The organism is Brachybacterium sp. GPGPB12 (genome assembly GCF_038396325.1).
Classification (GTDB): domain Bacteria; phylum Actinomycetota; class Actinomycetes; order Actinomycetales; family Dermabacteraceae; genus Brachybacterium; species Brachybacterium conglomeratum.
The window spans coordinates 3876016-3889085 of the sequence record NZ_CP149573.1; the positions used below are offsets into that span (position 1 = coordinate 3876016).

The 13070-nt window shown below is 72.3% G+C and carries 19 protein-coding genes and 2 pseudogenes; 10 read left to right on the forward strand and 11 right to left on the reverse strand.

Going from position 1 to position 13070, the window contains the following annotated elements; all coding sequences use genetic code 11:
* The first annotated feature begins 52 nt into the window (after positions 1 to 52).
* Entirely contained in the window at positions 53 to 526 is a 474-nt protein-coding gene (locus WKH84_RS22570) for an S-ribosylhomocysteine lyase (RefSeq protein WP_341855181.1), read from the forward strand.
* 248 nt (positions 527 to 774) lie between these two features.
* Here WKH84_RS22570 and WKH84_RS22575 read toward each other — a convergent pair.
* The 8 genes and pseudogenes from WKH84_RS22575 to WKH84_RS22610 all read right to left on the reverse strand — a co-directional run.
* Positions 775 to 1155: pseudogene (locus WKH84_RS22575) on the reverse strand (4-alpha-glucanotransferase); the annotation flags it as partial.
* Positions 1050 to 1748 (reverse strand): 4-alpha-glucanotransferase, encoded by a 699-nt coding sequence (locus WKH84_RS22580; RefSeq protein WP_341857016.1) that lies wholly within the window; start codon positions 1746 to 1748, stop codon positions 1050 to 1052. The pseudogene WKH84_RS22575 and the gene WKH84_RS22580, both read right to left, overlap by 106 nt.
* Positions 1749 to 1909: 161 nt before the next feature.
* A pseudogene (locus WKH84_RS22585) lies at positions 1910 to 2158 on the reverse strand (4-alpha-glucanotransferase); the annotation flags it as partial.
* Entirely contained in the window at positions 2101 to 2745 is a 645-nt protein-coding gene (locus WKH84_RS22590; protein ID WP_341855182.1) for a hypothetical protein, read from the reverse strand. The pseudogene WKH84_RS22585 and the gene WKH84_RS22590, both read right to left, overlap by 58 nt.
* Positions 2746 to 2828: 83 nt before the next feature.
* Positions 2829 to 3167 (reverse strand): hypothetical protein, encoded by a 339-nt coding sequence (locus tag WKH84_RS22595; protein WP_341855183.1) that lies wholly within the window; start codon positions 3165 to 3167, stop codon positions 2829 to 2831.
* Between the two features lie 38 nt (positions 3168 to 3205).
* Positions 3206 to 3676 (reverse strand): hypothetical protein, encoded by a 471-nt coding sequence (locus WKH84_RS22600; RefSeq protein ID WP_341855184.1) that lies wholly within the window; start codon positions 3674 to 3676, stop codon positions 3206 to 3208.
* The gene (locus WKH84_RS22605) at positions 3673 to 4176 is read right to left on the reverse strand and encodes a glycosyltransferase family 39 protein (protein ID WP_341855185.1); all 504 of its coding nucleotides are present in this window, start codon (positions 4174 to 4176) and stop codon (positions 3673 to 3675) included. Before WKH84_RS22605 ends, WKH84_RS22600 begins: the two co-directional genes overlap by 4 nt.
* Complete coding sequence (locus WKH84_RS22610; protein WP_341855186.1) at positions 4118 to 4450, reverse strand: hypothetical protein; 333 nt, start codon at positions 4448 to 4450, stop codon at positions 4118 to 4120. The genes WKH84_RS22605 and WKH84_RS22610 overlap by 59 nt, the downstream gene beginning before the upstream one ends.
* Before the next feature lie 96 nt (positions 4451 to 4546).
* Here WKH84_RS22610 and rsmI point away from each other — a divergent pair, with 96 nt between their 5' ends.
* Positions 4547 to 5392 (forward strand): 16S rRNA (cytidine(1402)-2'-O)-methyltransferase, encoded by an 846-nt coding sequence (rsmI, locus tag WKH84_RS22615; RefSeq protein WP_341855187.1) that lies wholly within the window; start codon positions 4547 to 4549, stop codon positions 5390 to 5392.
* A gap of 131 nt (positions 5393 to 5523) precedes the next feature.
* Here rsmI and rpmF read toward each other — a convergent pair whose 3' ends face one another.
* Complete coding sequence (gene rpmF / locus WKH84_RS22620) at positions 5524 to 5694, reverse strand: 50S ribosomal protein L32 (protein WP_010551080.1); 171 nt, start codon at positions 5692 to 5694, stop codon at positions 5524 to 5526.
* Between the two features lie 326 nt (positions 5695 to 6020).
* On the opposite strand from rpmF, the gene WKH84_RS22625 reads away from it, so the two are divergent.
* From WKH84_RS22625 to WKH84_RS22640, 4 genes are read left to right on the forward strand one after another with little or no spacing between them, the layout of a single operon-like run.
* Positions 6021 to 6152 carry a hypothetical protein gene (locus tag WKH84_RS22625; RefSeq protein ID WP_341855188.1) on the forward strand — a complete coding sequence of 44 codons (132 nt, stop codon included), beginning with the start codon at positions 6021 to 6023 and terminating at the stop codon, positions 6150 to 6152.
* Positions 6149 to 6991, forward strand: a complete 843-nt coding sequence (locus tag WKH84_RS22630) for a TatD family hydrolase (protein WP_341855189.1) — start codon at positions 6149 to 6151, stop codon at positions 6989 to 6991. Before WKH84_RS22625 ends, WKH84_RS22630 begins: the two co-directional genes overlap by 4 nt.
* Entirely contained in the window at positions 6988 to 7446 is a 459-nt protein-coding gene (locus WKH84_RS22635) for an rRNA adenine N-6-methyltransferase family protein (protein WP_341855190.1), read from the forward strand. The genes WKH84_RS22630 and WKH84_RS22635 overlap by 4 nt, the downstream gene beginning before the upstream one ends.
* Positions 7398 to 8891, forward strand: coding sequence for a 4-(cytidine 5'-diphospho)-2-C-methyl-D-erythritol kinase (locus tag WKH84_RS22640; protein ID WP_341855191.1), 1494 nt, complete (start codon positions 7398 to 7400; stop codon positions 8889 to 8891). Before WKH84_RS22635 ends, WKH84_RS22640 begins: the two co-directional genes overlap by 49 nt.
* Positions 8892 to 9157: 266 nt before the next feature.
* Here the strand turns inward: WKH84_RS22640 and WKH84_RS22645 are convergent, their stop codons facing one another.
* A complete protein-coding gene (locus WKH84_RS22645) occupies positions 9158 to 9958 on the reverse strand; it encodes a hypothetical protein (RefSeq protein ID WP_341855192.1) in 801 nt (266 codons plus the stop codon).
* Here WKH84_RS22645 and WKH84_RS22650 point away from each other — a divergent pair.
* The 3 genes from WKH84_RS22650 to WKH84_RS22660 all read left to right on the forward strand — a co-directional run bounded on the left by WKH84_RS22650 (position 9930) and on the right by WKH84_RS22660 (position 11220).
* Positions 9930 to 10613 (forward strand): DUF222 domain-containing protein, encoded by a 684-nt coding sequence (locus WKH84_RS22650; RefSeq protein ID WP_341855193.1) that lies wholly within the window; start codon positions 9930 to 9932, stop codon positions 10611 to 10613. The two genes, WKH84_RS22645 and WKH84_RS22650, sit on opposite strands and share 29 nt — an antisense overlap.
* Positions 10614 to 10687: 74 nt before the next feature.
* Positions 10688 to 10939, forward strand: coding sequence for an HNH endonuclease (locus WKH84_RS22655; protein ID WP_341857017.1), 252 nt, complete (start codon positions 10688 to 10690; stop codon positions 10937 to 10939).
* A 113-nt stretch (positions 10940 to 11052) separates the two neighbouring features.
* Positions 11053 to 11220, forward strand: a complete 168-nt coding sequence (locus WKH84_RS22660; RefSeq protein ID WP_341855194.1) for a hypothetical protein — start codon at positions 11053 to 11055, stop codon at positions 11218 to 11220.
* A 93-nt stretch (positions 11221 to 11313) separates the two neighbouring features.
* Here the strand turns inward: WKH84_RS22660 and WKH84_RS22665 are convergent, their stop codons facing one another.
* Positions 11314 to 11853, reverse strand: a complete 540-nt coding sequence (locus WKH84_RS22665) for a hypothetical protein (RefSeq protein WP_341855195.1) — start codon at positions 11851 to 11853, stop codon at positions 11314 to 11316.
* Here WKH84_RS22665 and WKH84_RS22670 point away from each other — a divergent pair.
* Positions 11852 to 13024 carry a recombinase family protein gene (locus WKH84_RS22670; RefSeq protein ID WP_341857018.1) on the forward strand — a complete coding sequence of 391 codons (1173 nt, stop codon included), beginning with the start codon at positions 11852 to 11854 and terminating at the stop codon, positions 13022 to 13024. The genes WKH84_RS22665 and WKH84_RS22670 overlap by 2 nt on opposite strands.
* Positions 13025 to 13070: the final 46 nt, after the last annotated feature.

The window sequence follows — 13070 nt, forward strand, 5'->3', positions numbered from 1 at the left end:
TCCGCCGCATCGGCCCCTGACCCCTCCGCCCACCCCCGACCAGAGGAGAACCATGACCGATCAGCCCCGTATGAACGTCGAGAGCTTCAACCTCGACCACCGCACCGTCGCCGCGCCCTACCTGCGCATCGCCGACCGCAAGGAGTCGCCCGGCGGCGACGTGCTCACCAAGTTCGACGTCCGCTTCACCCAGCCGAACCTCGCCCATCTCGAGTCCGAGACGGTCCACTCCCTCGAGCACATGATGGCCGAGCACATGCGCAACCACTCCGGGGACGTCCTGGACGTCTCCCCGATGGGTCGCCGCACCGGGTTCTACGTCTTGCTGGTGGGGGACCACGACGCAGACGGCTTCGCCCCGATCCTCGAGGCGACCCTGCGCGACCTGCTCGCGGCCGACGAGGTCCCTGCCGCGAACGAGGTCCAGTGCGGCTGGGGCGCCCACCACAGCCTCGAGGGCGCCCAGGCCGCGGCCCGCGCCTTCCTCGAGGCGCGCGAGGAGTGGGGCACCGTCACCGCCTCCTGAGCCTGCCCCGCCGACGACGCGCCCCGCCTCCCACGATCACGGCAGGCGGGGCGCGTCGTCGAGCGTCCCGGCGGTCGGGGGACAGCGTGCTCAGCGCCCGCCGATCCCTCCCGCACCGCGGCGAGCGACCGTGCGGTGCGGGGATCGGTCGCGATCTCGTCGAGGCCGACGGGCCGGCCGGCCGGGTCCGCGAGCGGGATCCGCCAGTTGGGGTACTCCTCGTCGGTGCCCGGCTGGTTCTGGATCCGCCGCTCGCCCACGCAGTCCACGAGCGAGACGCCGAGCAGCATCGAGGGGGTGCGGGCCAGGTGCCGGTGCAGTGCGATCACCGTCTCCTCGACGTCGCCTGCCGGACCCGGGGCCAGCGGCCCCTCGGCACGCAAGACGTCCAGCACCTCCTCGCGTCCGGCGGCGTCGGTCGCGAGCTCCTCGTCCAGCGGCCGCTCCAGCGGCCCGAGCTCGTGGCGGAGGGTGACGTGGTCGCCGGCGAGATAGCCGGCCGTCGGTGGCAGGTCATGGGTGTTCACAGAGGCCATGCACAGGGTGCGGTAGTCCTCGGCGCGCGGCGGCTTCCCCTCGCCGTCGTACTCGAACCACAGGATCGAGGTGCCCATGATCCCGCGGTCCACCAGGTAGTCGCGCACCCACGGCTCGAAGGTGCCCAGGTCCTCGCCGACGACGAGGGTGCCCGAGCGCGCGCCTCCAGCGCGAGGATTCCGATCATCGCCTCGTGGTCGTAGGAGACGTAGGCGCCGTCGGCCGCCTCGTGCCCCTCGGGGATCCACCACAGCCGGAACAGGCCCAGCACGTGGTCGATGCGCGGCGCACCGGCATGCCGCATGAGTGTGCGCGGCATGTCCCGCCACGGCCGGTAGGACGCCTCGCGCAGACGCTCCGGGTGCCAGGGCGGCTGGGACCAGTTCTGGCCCTGCTGGTTGTACTGGTCGGCGGGGGCGCCGACGGTCGCGCCGCGCGCGAGTACGTCCTGCGGCGCCCAGGAGTCCGCGCCGACCTGCTCCACGCCGACGGCGAGGTCGTGCATGATCCCGATCCGCATCCCGGCCTCGCGCGAGGCGGCCTGGGCGGCGGCCATCTGCTCGTCCAGCCACCACTGCACGCGGACGTGGAACTCGATCCGGTCGGCGAGCTCGGTCCGGGCCCGCTCGAGTGTCGCCTCGTCGAGGTGCTCGCAGCAGTTCCTCGTCGGCCGTGCCGCGCACAGACTCCGCGATCGCGGACCACAGGGCGAAGTCCTCGAGCCCCTGCCCCTCCCGCGCCCGGTAGGCGTCCAGCGGCCGCGGCCCGGCCCGCCGTCAGCGGCACCGCGAACAGCTCCTCGAGCGCCTCGAGCTTCGCCTCCAGCACGGCGTCGCGCTCGAGCCGGTCCCCGCGCGTGTTGCGGTCCTCGACCGTGCCGCGCAGCGGCTCGACCTTCTGACGGGCGACCTCGGTGAGGGAGCGGTGCTCGGGCACGTCCTCGATCCGCAGGTACAGCGGGGCGGTGAAGCGCCGGGTGACCGGGAGATAGGGGGAGGGCTCCACGGGCGGGGTCGGGTAGGAGGCGTGCAGCGGGTTCACCAGCAGGAAGTCCGCGCCGTGGCGGGCTCCGGTGATCGCGGCGAGGTCGCGCATGTCGGCGAGGTCGCCGATGCCCCAGGAGCGTTCCGAGCGCACCGAGTACAGCTGCGCCTGGACGCCGAAGGCGCGCCGGGCCGCGTACTGCTCGTGGACGGTGAGCCGTGCCGGGGTGACCACGAGGTCCGCCTCGGCGGGACCGGCGGCGGTCTCGGCGACCAGCCGGTGCCAGCCCAGCGGCGCCCTCCGGCGACAGGAAGCGGGCGCGGCCGCGCGCGCGTGCCGTCGAGGTCGTGGGCGGGGGTGTGGTCCTCGCCCTGGACGAGGTCGACCCGGCCGCCCTCCTCGAGCAGGACGTGCACGGTGACGGGGGTGCCGTGTTCGACGTGCACGGGGACGCTCGATGAACGGTTCTCGCGCATCACCGTCACGGGCGGGAGGGTGCGCTCCCACGGGGCGCGCTCGCGGCGGGCGCGGACGGCGGCGATGTCCCCGTCGGAGGCGACCGGAGAGCCGAGCGCGGCGAGGATCGCGTGCAGGGTGGAGTCCGCGACATCCTTCTCGGTGCCGTCCCACCCCCAGTACCGGGTGCTGACACCGAGGTCGTGGGCGAGAGCTCGCAGCGCTGAAGAGTCCGAGGCCATGGCGTCATCGTAGCGGCGGTCAGGGGCCGTGATGCACCGGACTGCGGGGTTGCCGCACGGGACGCCGGCGCGCCCGCGGTCCGTCAGGTCCAGGACGGCGACCACATCCGGTACTGCCACTGCTCCACGTCCAGCACCTGCCCGGTCCACACCGGCCAGAAGAACGCCGAGACCATCACGATGAGCACCAGCAGCGAGCCGACGAACAGCCCGCCCGCCAGGCGCCGCTCCCGCTCCGCGCCGGGCGGACCGATCACGAGGCTGAGCATGTAGGTCAGGCACAGGATCAGCCACGGCTCGAAGGCGATCGCGTAGAAGGTGAAGATGGTGCGGTCGGTGTACAGCGACCACGGCAGGTAGCCGGCGACGATCCCCGACAGCGACGCCCACGCCCGCCCGTCGCGATGCACGATCCCGAGCACCACGGCGACGAGGATCGCCAGCGCTCCCAGCCACCAGATCAGCGGATTGCCGACGTCGAGGATGTGCGCGCCGCACTTGGCGACCTCGCAGCCGTTCTCCCCGTAGTCGTAGGAGCGGTAGTAGAAGTTCGTCGGTCGCAGCGCAGCAGCCAGCCCGCCGGGTGCGCCTGATAGGGGTGCTCGGAGTCGAGGCCGACGTGGAAGTCGTAGGCCTGGCGGTGGTACAGCCACAGCGAGATCAGCGCATCGAGCGGACCGAACCCGGTGGCGACGCCCTCGTCGACCGCGAGATGGCGGTTGTACCCGACCGAGGAGGCGAACCAGCCGGCCCAGGAGACGAGGTAGGTCAGCGGCGCCGTGCCGACCACCGCGAAGAACGCGGGGATCGCGTCCTTCACCAGCCCGACGAGGAACCAGCGGGGCTGGGCGATCGTGCGGCGCGCCCACCAGTCCCACAGCACGGTCATGATCCCGAAGACCGCCACGAAGTACAGCCCCGACCACTTCACCGCGCGACCCGCCCCGAGCGGCGCCCCGGCCAGGATCCGCCAGGGCCGCGGCCCGCCCGAGGCCCCGAGCGGCGGCGGCGCCTCGGAGGCCAGCGCATCCGGGCGGCGGTCAGCGCGAGATGCTCCCGGAACCGGTCGCGGTCGATGAGCGGCGCGCCGAAGGCGGCGAGCACGAACACCATCAAGAAGGGGTCCAGCAGGCTCGTGCGCGCATGGACCAGCGCCATCCCGTCCACGGCGAACAGGAGCCCCGCGATGAGGCCCGCGGTGGTGGAGCGGAACAGCCGCCGCGCGATGAAGGTCAGCATCAGCACCGCGAGCGAGCCGAGCACGGCGGAGGAGATCCGCCAGCCCCAGGGGCTGTCCGCCCCCAGCGACGTCATGCCCGCGCCGATCAGCCACTTCCCGAGCGGCGGATGGACCACGTACGAGCCGGTCTCCTCATAGGAGTCGACATCCCCGGCCTCGAAGGCCGCGTCGGGCTCCTCGGGCCAGTCCATCTCCACGCCGGTCTGCGTGAGCGCGTAGCCGTCCTTGACGTAGTAGGTCTCGTCGAAGATCAGCTCCCCGATGGAGCCCAGCCCCCACAGCCGCGGCGACGAGCGCGAGGCCGAACACTGCCATCGCCCCGGCCCAGGCCATCCGCGAGACCGGCAGGTCGACGGCGCGCAGACGCCGACGGTAGGAGGCCAGCGGCGCGCCCGGCTCGTCCTCGACGGCCGCACGACGACGGGCCTCCGCCGCGGACTCCTCCTCGGACAGCTCGGTGCGCACCCGGTCATGCTAGGTGATCGGCAGGCCGCGCCACGGACAGCACGCGGAGCCCTACGGCGTCGTGGGGACCGGCACCGACGGCACTAGCATGGCGGGATGCTCGAGCCCGGAGTCCTCACCCTCGCCGCCACCCCGATCGGGAACCCCCTGGACGCCTCGGTGCGCCTGCTGCGGGCGCTCGGCTCCGCGGACCTCATCGCCGCCGAGGACACCCGGCGCCTGCACCGGCTGATAACCGACCTCGAGGTCTCCACGAGCGCGAGGATCCTCTCCTACCACGAGCACAACGAGGCCGAGCGGACCGCGACGGCGCTCGAGGCGGTCCGCGCCGGGCAGCGGGTCCTCGTGGTCACCGACGCCGGGATGCCGGTGGTCTCCGATCCCGGCTTCGAGGCCGTGCGCGCCGCCGCGGAGGAGGGCCTGCCCGTCACGGTGATCCCCGGCCCGTCGGCCGTGCTCACCGCGCTCGCCGCCTCGGGGATCGCCCCGGACCGCTTCACCTTCGAGGGCTTCCCGCCCCGGCGCGGTGGTCGGCGCGTGAGCGCCCTCGAGCCGCTCGCAGACGAGCGACGCACCATGGTCTTCTTCGAATCGCCGCGGCGCACCGCCGCGACCCTCGCCGCGATGGCGGAGGCCTTCGGCGAGGGCCGACGCGCGGCCGTGGCCCGCGAGCTGACCAAGACGCACGAGGAGATCCTGCGCGGCACCCTCGCCGAGCTGGTCCGTTGGGCGGAGGGCACCGAGGTCCTCGGCGAGATCGTGATCGTCATCGCCGGGGCCGAGCCGGTCCTCGCCTCCGCCGAGGACCTCGTCGACGAGGTGCTCGAGCGGGCGGCGGCGGGGGAGCGGCTCAAGGACGCGGCGAAGGAGATCGCCCGGGCCCACGAGGGCGTCGGCGCGAGCGAGCTGTACGACCTCGCGCTCGCCGCCCGTCGGCGGTGAGGACGCCGGCGATGGGGCGCCGGGGGTGTGAGCGCCCCGTGGCGTGCGGGCCCCGCATGCGAGAACGCCCCCGGCGCCAGGTGCCGGGGGCGTTCTCGAAGGTCCTGCGTGCGGGCCGTGCCCGCGCGAGATCAGTCCTCGATCTGGAGGAGGCCGCGCTGGTAGGCCTTCGCGAGGCGGCGCGGGACGTTGGCGGTGCGGCCGCGGACCGTCACCTGCACGAGGTCGGCGTTGTTCGCCTTCCACTGCGAGCGGCGGGAGTGCGTGCGCGCACGGGACATCTTGAACTTGGGCACTGCCATGGGACGCTCCTTGGACGGTCCGGAGGATGAACGGCGTTGGCGTCCGTCCCGAGCAGCGACCCGAACCCGCTGCAGTGTCCGGGGACACGACGATCGGGGCGCTCGGGTGCACGAAAGGGCGCGCAACGACGACCCATTCTGCCACATCCGCATCGATTCCGCGCCCTCGCGCTCCGTGAGGTAGCACACCGGCGGTGCAGGACACGGCCGGTCGGGCGCCTCTGCGGCACTGCGCGGCGGCGCGATGGCCGTCGGCCACTCAGGCCGCGGGGGCGCTCCTGAGGACACGGTGCGGAGCAGTGCGGCGACCCTCCTACGATGGTCGCATGCCGTCACCGCACGAGAACACCCCCGCCTCCGCGCTCCCGCCGGTGCGCGACCGCGAGGACATCGATCCGCGCGGGAAGAAGCGCGACCGCTCCTGGCCGCCCGCGCCCGAGCCGCGCCGTCCCCGGTGATCGACAACCACTGCCACCTCGACTTCGCCGACGGGGACACGCGGCTCAGCGTCCAGGACCACGTGGACCGCGCCGCCGCCGCCGGCATCGACGCGCAGATCACGATCGGCTCCGACCTCGAGGCGGTGCGCTGGACCGCGGCGCCGCTGGCCGCCCCGGACTGCCCGCCCTCCCTGCGCGGCGGCGTCGCCGTGCACCCCAACGAGGCGGCGCCGCACGCCCGCGGCCACGACCACGAGGGGCGCGGGATCGTCGGCCTCGACGCCGCGATCGCGGAGGTCTCGGAGCCGCTGCGCGGCCCCGGCATGGTCGTGGTGGGGGAGACGGGCCTGGACTGGTTCCGCACCTCCCGCAAGGACGAGCAGGCCCGCGAGGCGCAGATCTCCTCCTTCCGCGCCCACATCGCGCTCGCCAAGGAGCTCGACCTCCCGCTCCAGATCCACGACCGCGACGCGCACCGCGACGTGCTCGAGATCCTCGAGGCCGACGGCGCCCCCGAGCGGACCGTCTTCCACTGCTTCTCCGGCGACGCGGAGTTCGCGCGCCAGTGCGCGGACCGCGGCTGGTACCTCTCCTTCGCCGGCACCCTCACCTTCAAGAACGCGACCGACCTCCGCGCCGCGCTCGCCGAGGTGGGCCTCGGACAGGTCATGGTCGAGACCGACGCGCCCTTCCTCACCCCCGTGCCCTATCGCGGCCGGCCGAACTCCTCCTACCTGATCCCGCTGACCATGGCGACGATCGCGGAGACCACCGGTGCCTCCCTCGAGGAGGCCTGCCGCGCGGTGCGGGTCACCACCCAGGACGTGTACGGCTGGCCCGAGGCGGCCGCGGCATGAGCACGGGGGAGCAGGGGCGCGGGGGCGAGCAGGACGGCGCCGGCCTGCTGCTGACCCACCGCGACATCCGCGAGCTCGCCGAGGCCGCAGGGATCCGCCCCTCGAAGCGGCGCGGCCAGAACTTCGTGATGGACCCCAACACGGTGCGCACCATCGTCGGACGCGCCGGCGTCGAGCCCGGCCAGGCCGTGCTCGAGGTCGGGCCGGGTCTGGGGTCCCTCACGCTCGGCCTGCTCGAGGCGCAGGCGGACGTAGTCGCCGTCGAGCTCGACCGCGGCCTCGCCGAGCCGCTCCCCCTCACCCTGCGCGCCCGCGGCGTCGAGGAGGAGCGCTTCCGCCTCGTCCACGCCGACGCGCTCCAGGTCACCGAGTCGCCCGCGTCGCGCCCGCGCGCGGGGAGCCGACGATGCTGGTCGCGAACCTGCCCTACAACGTCGCCACCCCCATCCTGCTGACCATGCTGGAGCGCTTCGACTCGCTCCGATCGGCGCTGGTCATGGTCCAGTCCGAGGTCGTCGACCGTCTCACCGCCGGACCCGGCTCCCGCACCTACGGCGGTCCGAGCGTGAAGGCCGCCTGGTACGGCCGCGCCGTCCACGCCGGACGGATCTCACGCCAGATCTTCTGGCCCGTCCCCAACGTCGACTCCGCCCTGGTGCGGCTGGTCCGCCACGAGGAGCCGCTCGGCACCGCGGCGGAGCGGGAGCAGGTCTTCGCCGTGATCGATGCGGCCTTCGCCCAGCGCCGCAAGACCCTGCGCGCCGCGCTCGCCGGTTGGGCGGGCGCCGCGGCACGCGCCGAGGAGATCCTCCGCGCCGCCGGGATCGACCCGTCGGCTCGAGGAGAGACCCTCGAGATCGAGCAGTTCCGCGCCATCGCGCACGCCGCCGCCGAGCAGGCCGAGGGCGACGCCGAGGCGGGCGAGAGGGACGGGGCGCTCCGCGCCCGAGGACGACGCGACGGGAGCCGAAGGGTGAGCGGCGCCCTCGAACGGGTGGTCGTGCGCGCCCCCGGCAAGATCAACCTGTCCCTGCACGTCGGCGGCGTGGACGGCCGCGGCTACCACGCGCTCGCGACGGTGTTCCAGGCGGTCGACCTCTACGAGACCGTCACGGCGACCCGCGCCGACGAGATGAGCCTCGAGATCACCTCCGAGGTGCCCGGGGAGGTGCCGCTGGACGGCACCAACCTCGCCCTGCGCGCCGCCGAGCCGCTGCGCACCGAGTGCGGCGTGCGGGACGCGGCGGCGCTCCACGTCCGCAAGCAGGTCCCCGTCGCCGGCGGCATGGCGGGCGGCTCGGCCGATGCGGCGGCGGTGCTCGTGGCGCTGGACCGGCTGTGGGGGCTGGGTCTCGGCGCCGAGGGCGCGCGCACGCTCGGGGCACGGCTCGGCGCCGACGTGCCTTTCTCGATGCTCGGCCACACCGCGCTCGGGCGCGGCAACGGTGCGGACCTCACCACGGTGCTCACCCACGGCGAATGGACCTGGTCGCTCGCCGTCCCCGGCGGGCACCTCTCCACCCCGGAGGTCTTCCGGCGCTTCGACGAGCTCGTGCTCGCGGGCGGCCGTGTGCCGCCGGAGCGACCCGAGATCGACGAGCGACAGCTCCAGGCGCTCAGCGGCGGCAACCTCGAGCCGCTCGCCGACACCCTCCACAACGACCTCCAGGCCGCGGCGTTCGCCCTGCATCCCCGGCTCGAGGAGGTCGTCGAGGCCGCCGAGCGGCTCGGCGCGATCGGCGCGATCGTCAGCGGCTCCGGACCGACGGTCGCCGCGCTGGTCGAGGACGAGGCCGCCGCGCGCACCATCGCGGCAGGCCTGACGGAGGGCGGGCTGGTGGAGTCCTGCCTGATCGCGCGGGGCTCGGCGCCCGGCGCGAGCGTGCTCGAGGAGAGCTGAGCGGGACTGCGGCCCGTCCTGTTCCGAGTGTGCTCGAGGAGAGCTGAGTGGGGTCGCGGTCCGCTCTGCTCCGATCGTGCCCGAGGAGTGCTGAGCCGGGCTGCAACCCACCACTCCGCGTGCGTCCCCGTCCCGGTGCGGGACGGACGGTTCCTCCACGAAGCGGAGTCATCCACCGCGTCGTGTCGAGGGGTCCTCCCCACGTATTGGTCCTCCACAGTGCGCTGTCCACAATTCGGCGCGGCAGATCGTCGAAGAAATTCGAATTATCCACAAAAATTGGTGGTGCTTGACATTCCGCCTCGGATCAGAGCGCGCAGTTGAGCGCCCGAGGCGCCTATGGACCTGCAGTTCGGCGGGTAGGCATTGGTGCTCGCTGTCTGCCGTGATCGCCAACCTTCCCTCCCCGCGACCCGGTTATCCACACCGTGAAGTTCCTGGTCGGTAGTTCTACTGCGACCCTTCTCCTCGTCGAATAATCGTGCGAAAATAGCGGCATGTCGGAAGAATCCTCGAACGAGCGCGAGATCCCCGAAGGCACCGCCGGCGCCTCCGGGGATCACGGCTTCCCGTCCGAGGATCACGGCCGCCCGTCCGAGTCTCACGGCCGTCCGTCCGAGTCTCACGGTCGCCCTCCCGGGGGTCCGGTCGGCGAGCTCCCTTCTCGTGCGGACCGGCCGATCCGGGTCGACGCCGAGCAGCTGACCATCGGCGAGCTCGACCTCCTCGCCGCCCGCGAGGTCCTCGGCGAGCTCGGAGCGCGGGGCTCCGCGCCCCTGGACTCGCTGGACATCGACGGGACGATGACGCTCCTCGAGGCCATCGTCGGCCTGGAAGGAGCGCTCGAGTCGCTGCGGGCGCGGACCGTGGTGCACCTCGAGGACGCGGTGAAGGCGGACTGCCTCCGACGGGAGGAGAGTCCCAGGCAGGCCGCGCTGGTGGCCCGCGCCGAAGCGTCGCGAACGCTGAAGTCCTCCCGCTCTGTCGCGGGGCGCACGCTCGCCACCTCCCGTCGGCTCGTCCGCGAGCATGCCCGGGATGATCTCGGCGCTGTCCTCCGCGCGCATGCTCCCGCAGTCCGCCCACAAGGTCGGCTCGGTCCTCGGCCCGGCGACCCCGGAGCGGCGTCGACAGGTCGATATGATCCTCACCTCCCGGCTCGCCGAGCTCGAAGGGTGCGGGCCTCAGCAGTGGGGCGACGAGGCGGCGAGGATCCTCCACGCCCTTGACCCTGCCGGTGCCGCCGCGCGCCACCAGGCCGCGAAGCGGGAGCGGCACGTGACGGTGCGGCGCACCGACCACGGGATGGCGCGGATCACCGCCCTCGTCCCCGGCATCGACGGCGCTCGGATCCGCAAGGGACTCGACGTCGCGGCCGAGAGCGCCCGCGCCCAGGGCGACCGGCGCGGCCACCAGCAGATCATGGCCGACCTCTTCGCCGATGCGCTGATCGGCCGCGGCGACGGCATCGACCCCACGACGCTCGACGTCGGGATCGTCATCACCGACCGCTCCCTCCTCGCCCCTGCGCACGCCGATGCCGCCCTGGTCGAAGGATTCGGGACCGTCCCCTACGACCACGTGCGCGAGGAGATGCTCCGCGCGGCCCAGGCCGAGGAGGACACCGACCTCGCCCTCACGATCCGTCAGCTCTACGCCGATCTCGACCACGGAGACCTGGTCGCGGTGGAGTCACGATCGAGGGCGTTCCCCGCGCGCTGACCAGGTTCCTCACCCTCGCCCACCAGACCTGCCGCGGCCCCCACTGTGACGCCCCGATACGGCAGATCGACCACATCACGCCCTGGTCCAAGGGCGGTGCGACGTCTCTGGACAACGGCAACGGCCTCTGCGCCGCATGCAATCAGAAGGAGCTCGCCGGGGAGACGGCACGCGTGGTCCGCGACGAGGACGGCGAACGCCGCACCGTACGCTGGACCACCCGCCACGGCCGCGCGCGACCCGGGGCGCGATCAACCTCGATCCGCTCGGCACCTACCGACGACGATGCGCGAGAGAGGCCCCGGACCCCGGAGAAGCCCCGCTGAGCAGCGACGCGACGGCAGAGCGCCCGGCGGACGACCGGGCCGCGCATCACGGCGCGCCCCTCTACTCGACGACGAGAGAGCATGTGGGCGAAGGCCGTCAGACGAGCAGTCCCATGACGACCGGGCAGGGGGACGGACCGGCCGGCGACGGCATGACCCTGCACCGCGCTCTCACCGCTCTGCGGCTCCGGCTCACGGACATCCCCGAGCCCCATCGGTCCCGCCGCTGCCCGGGCCGCCCCGGCGACTGGATCGTGCGGCGCGGCAGTCGCGGACGATGACGCGCCGCAGGCGCTGAGCGATGCCCTGCTCAGCTGGACCGCGCCAGGCCCACGGCCGACGAGCTGTTCAACCGAGCCGCTCAGCCCAGTCGCTCAGCCCAGCCGCTCGGACAGCTCCAGCCAGCGTTCCTCGAGCTCCTCGTTCTCCCGCTCGACCTCCTGCAGGCGCGCGGTGATCTCCTGCGGCCCCTGGTAGTCCGACTGGTCGTGCGCGGCGAGCTTCGCGTGCAGGGACTCCGTCTGCTTCTCGAGCTTCTGCATCCGCCGCTCGATCGCGCCGAGCTCCTTCTGCGCCGCATGCGCCTCGGCGCCGGAGAGCGCAGGAGCACCCGAGGCGGACCCGCCGGCCCCGGAGGACCCTGCGCCGCCCGCTCCGGAACCGGAGCCGGCGCGACTGCCACCGCCCGAACCGGTGCCGCCGGACGTCCCGCCCGTCGCGGCCTCCTCGCTCGCAGCCCGCGGCTCCAGGTACTGCTCCACTCCGCCCGGCACGTGCCGCACCCCGCCGTCCAGCACCGCGTACTGCGTGTCCGTGATGCGCTCGAGCAGGTAGCGGTCGTGCGAGACCACCAGCAGCGGACCGGGCCAGGTGTCCAGCAGGTCCTCCATCGCCGCCAGCATGTCCGTGTCCATGTCGTTGGTCGGCTCACCCAGCAGCCTAGATGGCAGATGCAAGAGGAGCACCTGTCTGTCATGGAGACTCGACTACCCACCCGACCACCGGCTTCCGAGATCAAGGCTCTCATATACACGCGAGCCTCGATGGATCGTCACTACCTCATGCGCTCGACCGACGATCAGGAGACGGACTGCCGCGCCTGGTGCGCGCGACGAGACGTGGAATGTCGGCAGGGTCATCACCGATGCCAATCGATCTGCATCGAAGTGGCGCACCCGCGAGCGTGAGGGGTTCGAGGAGGCTCTCCACCTGATCGCCTCCAAGAAGTATGACGCGTTCGTGACGTGGGAGCCCTCCCGCGCCGGACGTGAGCTACTGGCGTACGTGCAACTGCGTGCGGCTTGTCAGGAAGCCGGTGTGCTCTACCTGACGAAGGGCCGGGTCTATGACTTTTCCCGCCATGACGACAGCTTCATGATGGGGCTGGAGTTCCTCACTGCGGAGAAGGACGCCGCGGTGATCCGGGACCGGCGACTGCGCACTGTGCGGCTCAACGCGCAGAAGGGTCGCCCACACGGTCGGCTCCCCTACGGGTACCGCAGGGTGTATGACGAGCAGACGCGTGCGCTGGTTCGTCAGGAGATCGACCCGGGAAAGGCCTCGATCATCATCACGGCCGTCGATGAGATTCTGGACGGGGTCTCGATCAACAACATCGTGACTCGCCTGAATCGCGCGGGGGTGCCGACCCCGATGAAGCCGACGTCCGACCAGTCGCGAGGTTGGATGAGCTCAACCCTGCGCCAACTCATCAAGAGTCCAACGATTGCGGGCCTGCGCATGTATCAGGGCGAGGTCATCGGTGAAGCGGACTGGCCGGCGATCGTTCCGGTCGAAAAGTGGGAGAAGGTCAACCAGATCCTTGCGGACCGGGCTCGCCGTACTCGGTACGTGGAGGAAGGCAACCATAGTCACCCCAGGTGGGCCGCTGTCATTCATTGCCAGGTGCGGCTTCTGTTCGCACCCCTTGGTGCGCATTCATGGTGCCGTGGATCGCAAGCGGACTGGGATGCCTCGAGACAACTACATCTGCGGGAAAGTGGGGTGCCGGAAGGTCAGTATCGACATTCCCTACACGGACGCTTACGTCACCGGCGCACTACTTGGTTGGCTGTCCAAGCCTGAGAGCCTAGCGGTCATTCTGGGCCCGGACGACAACTGGAACGAGCGG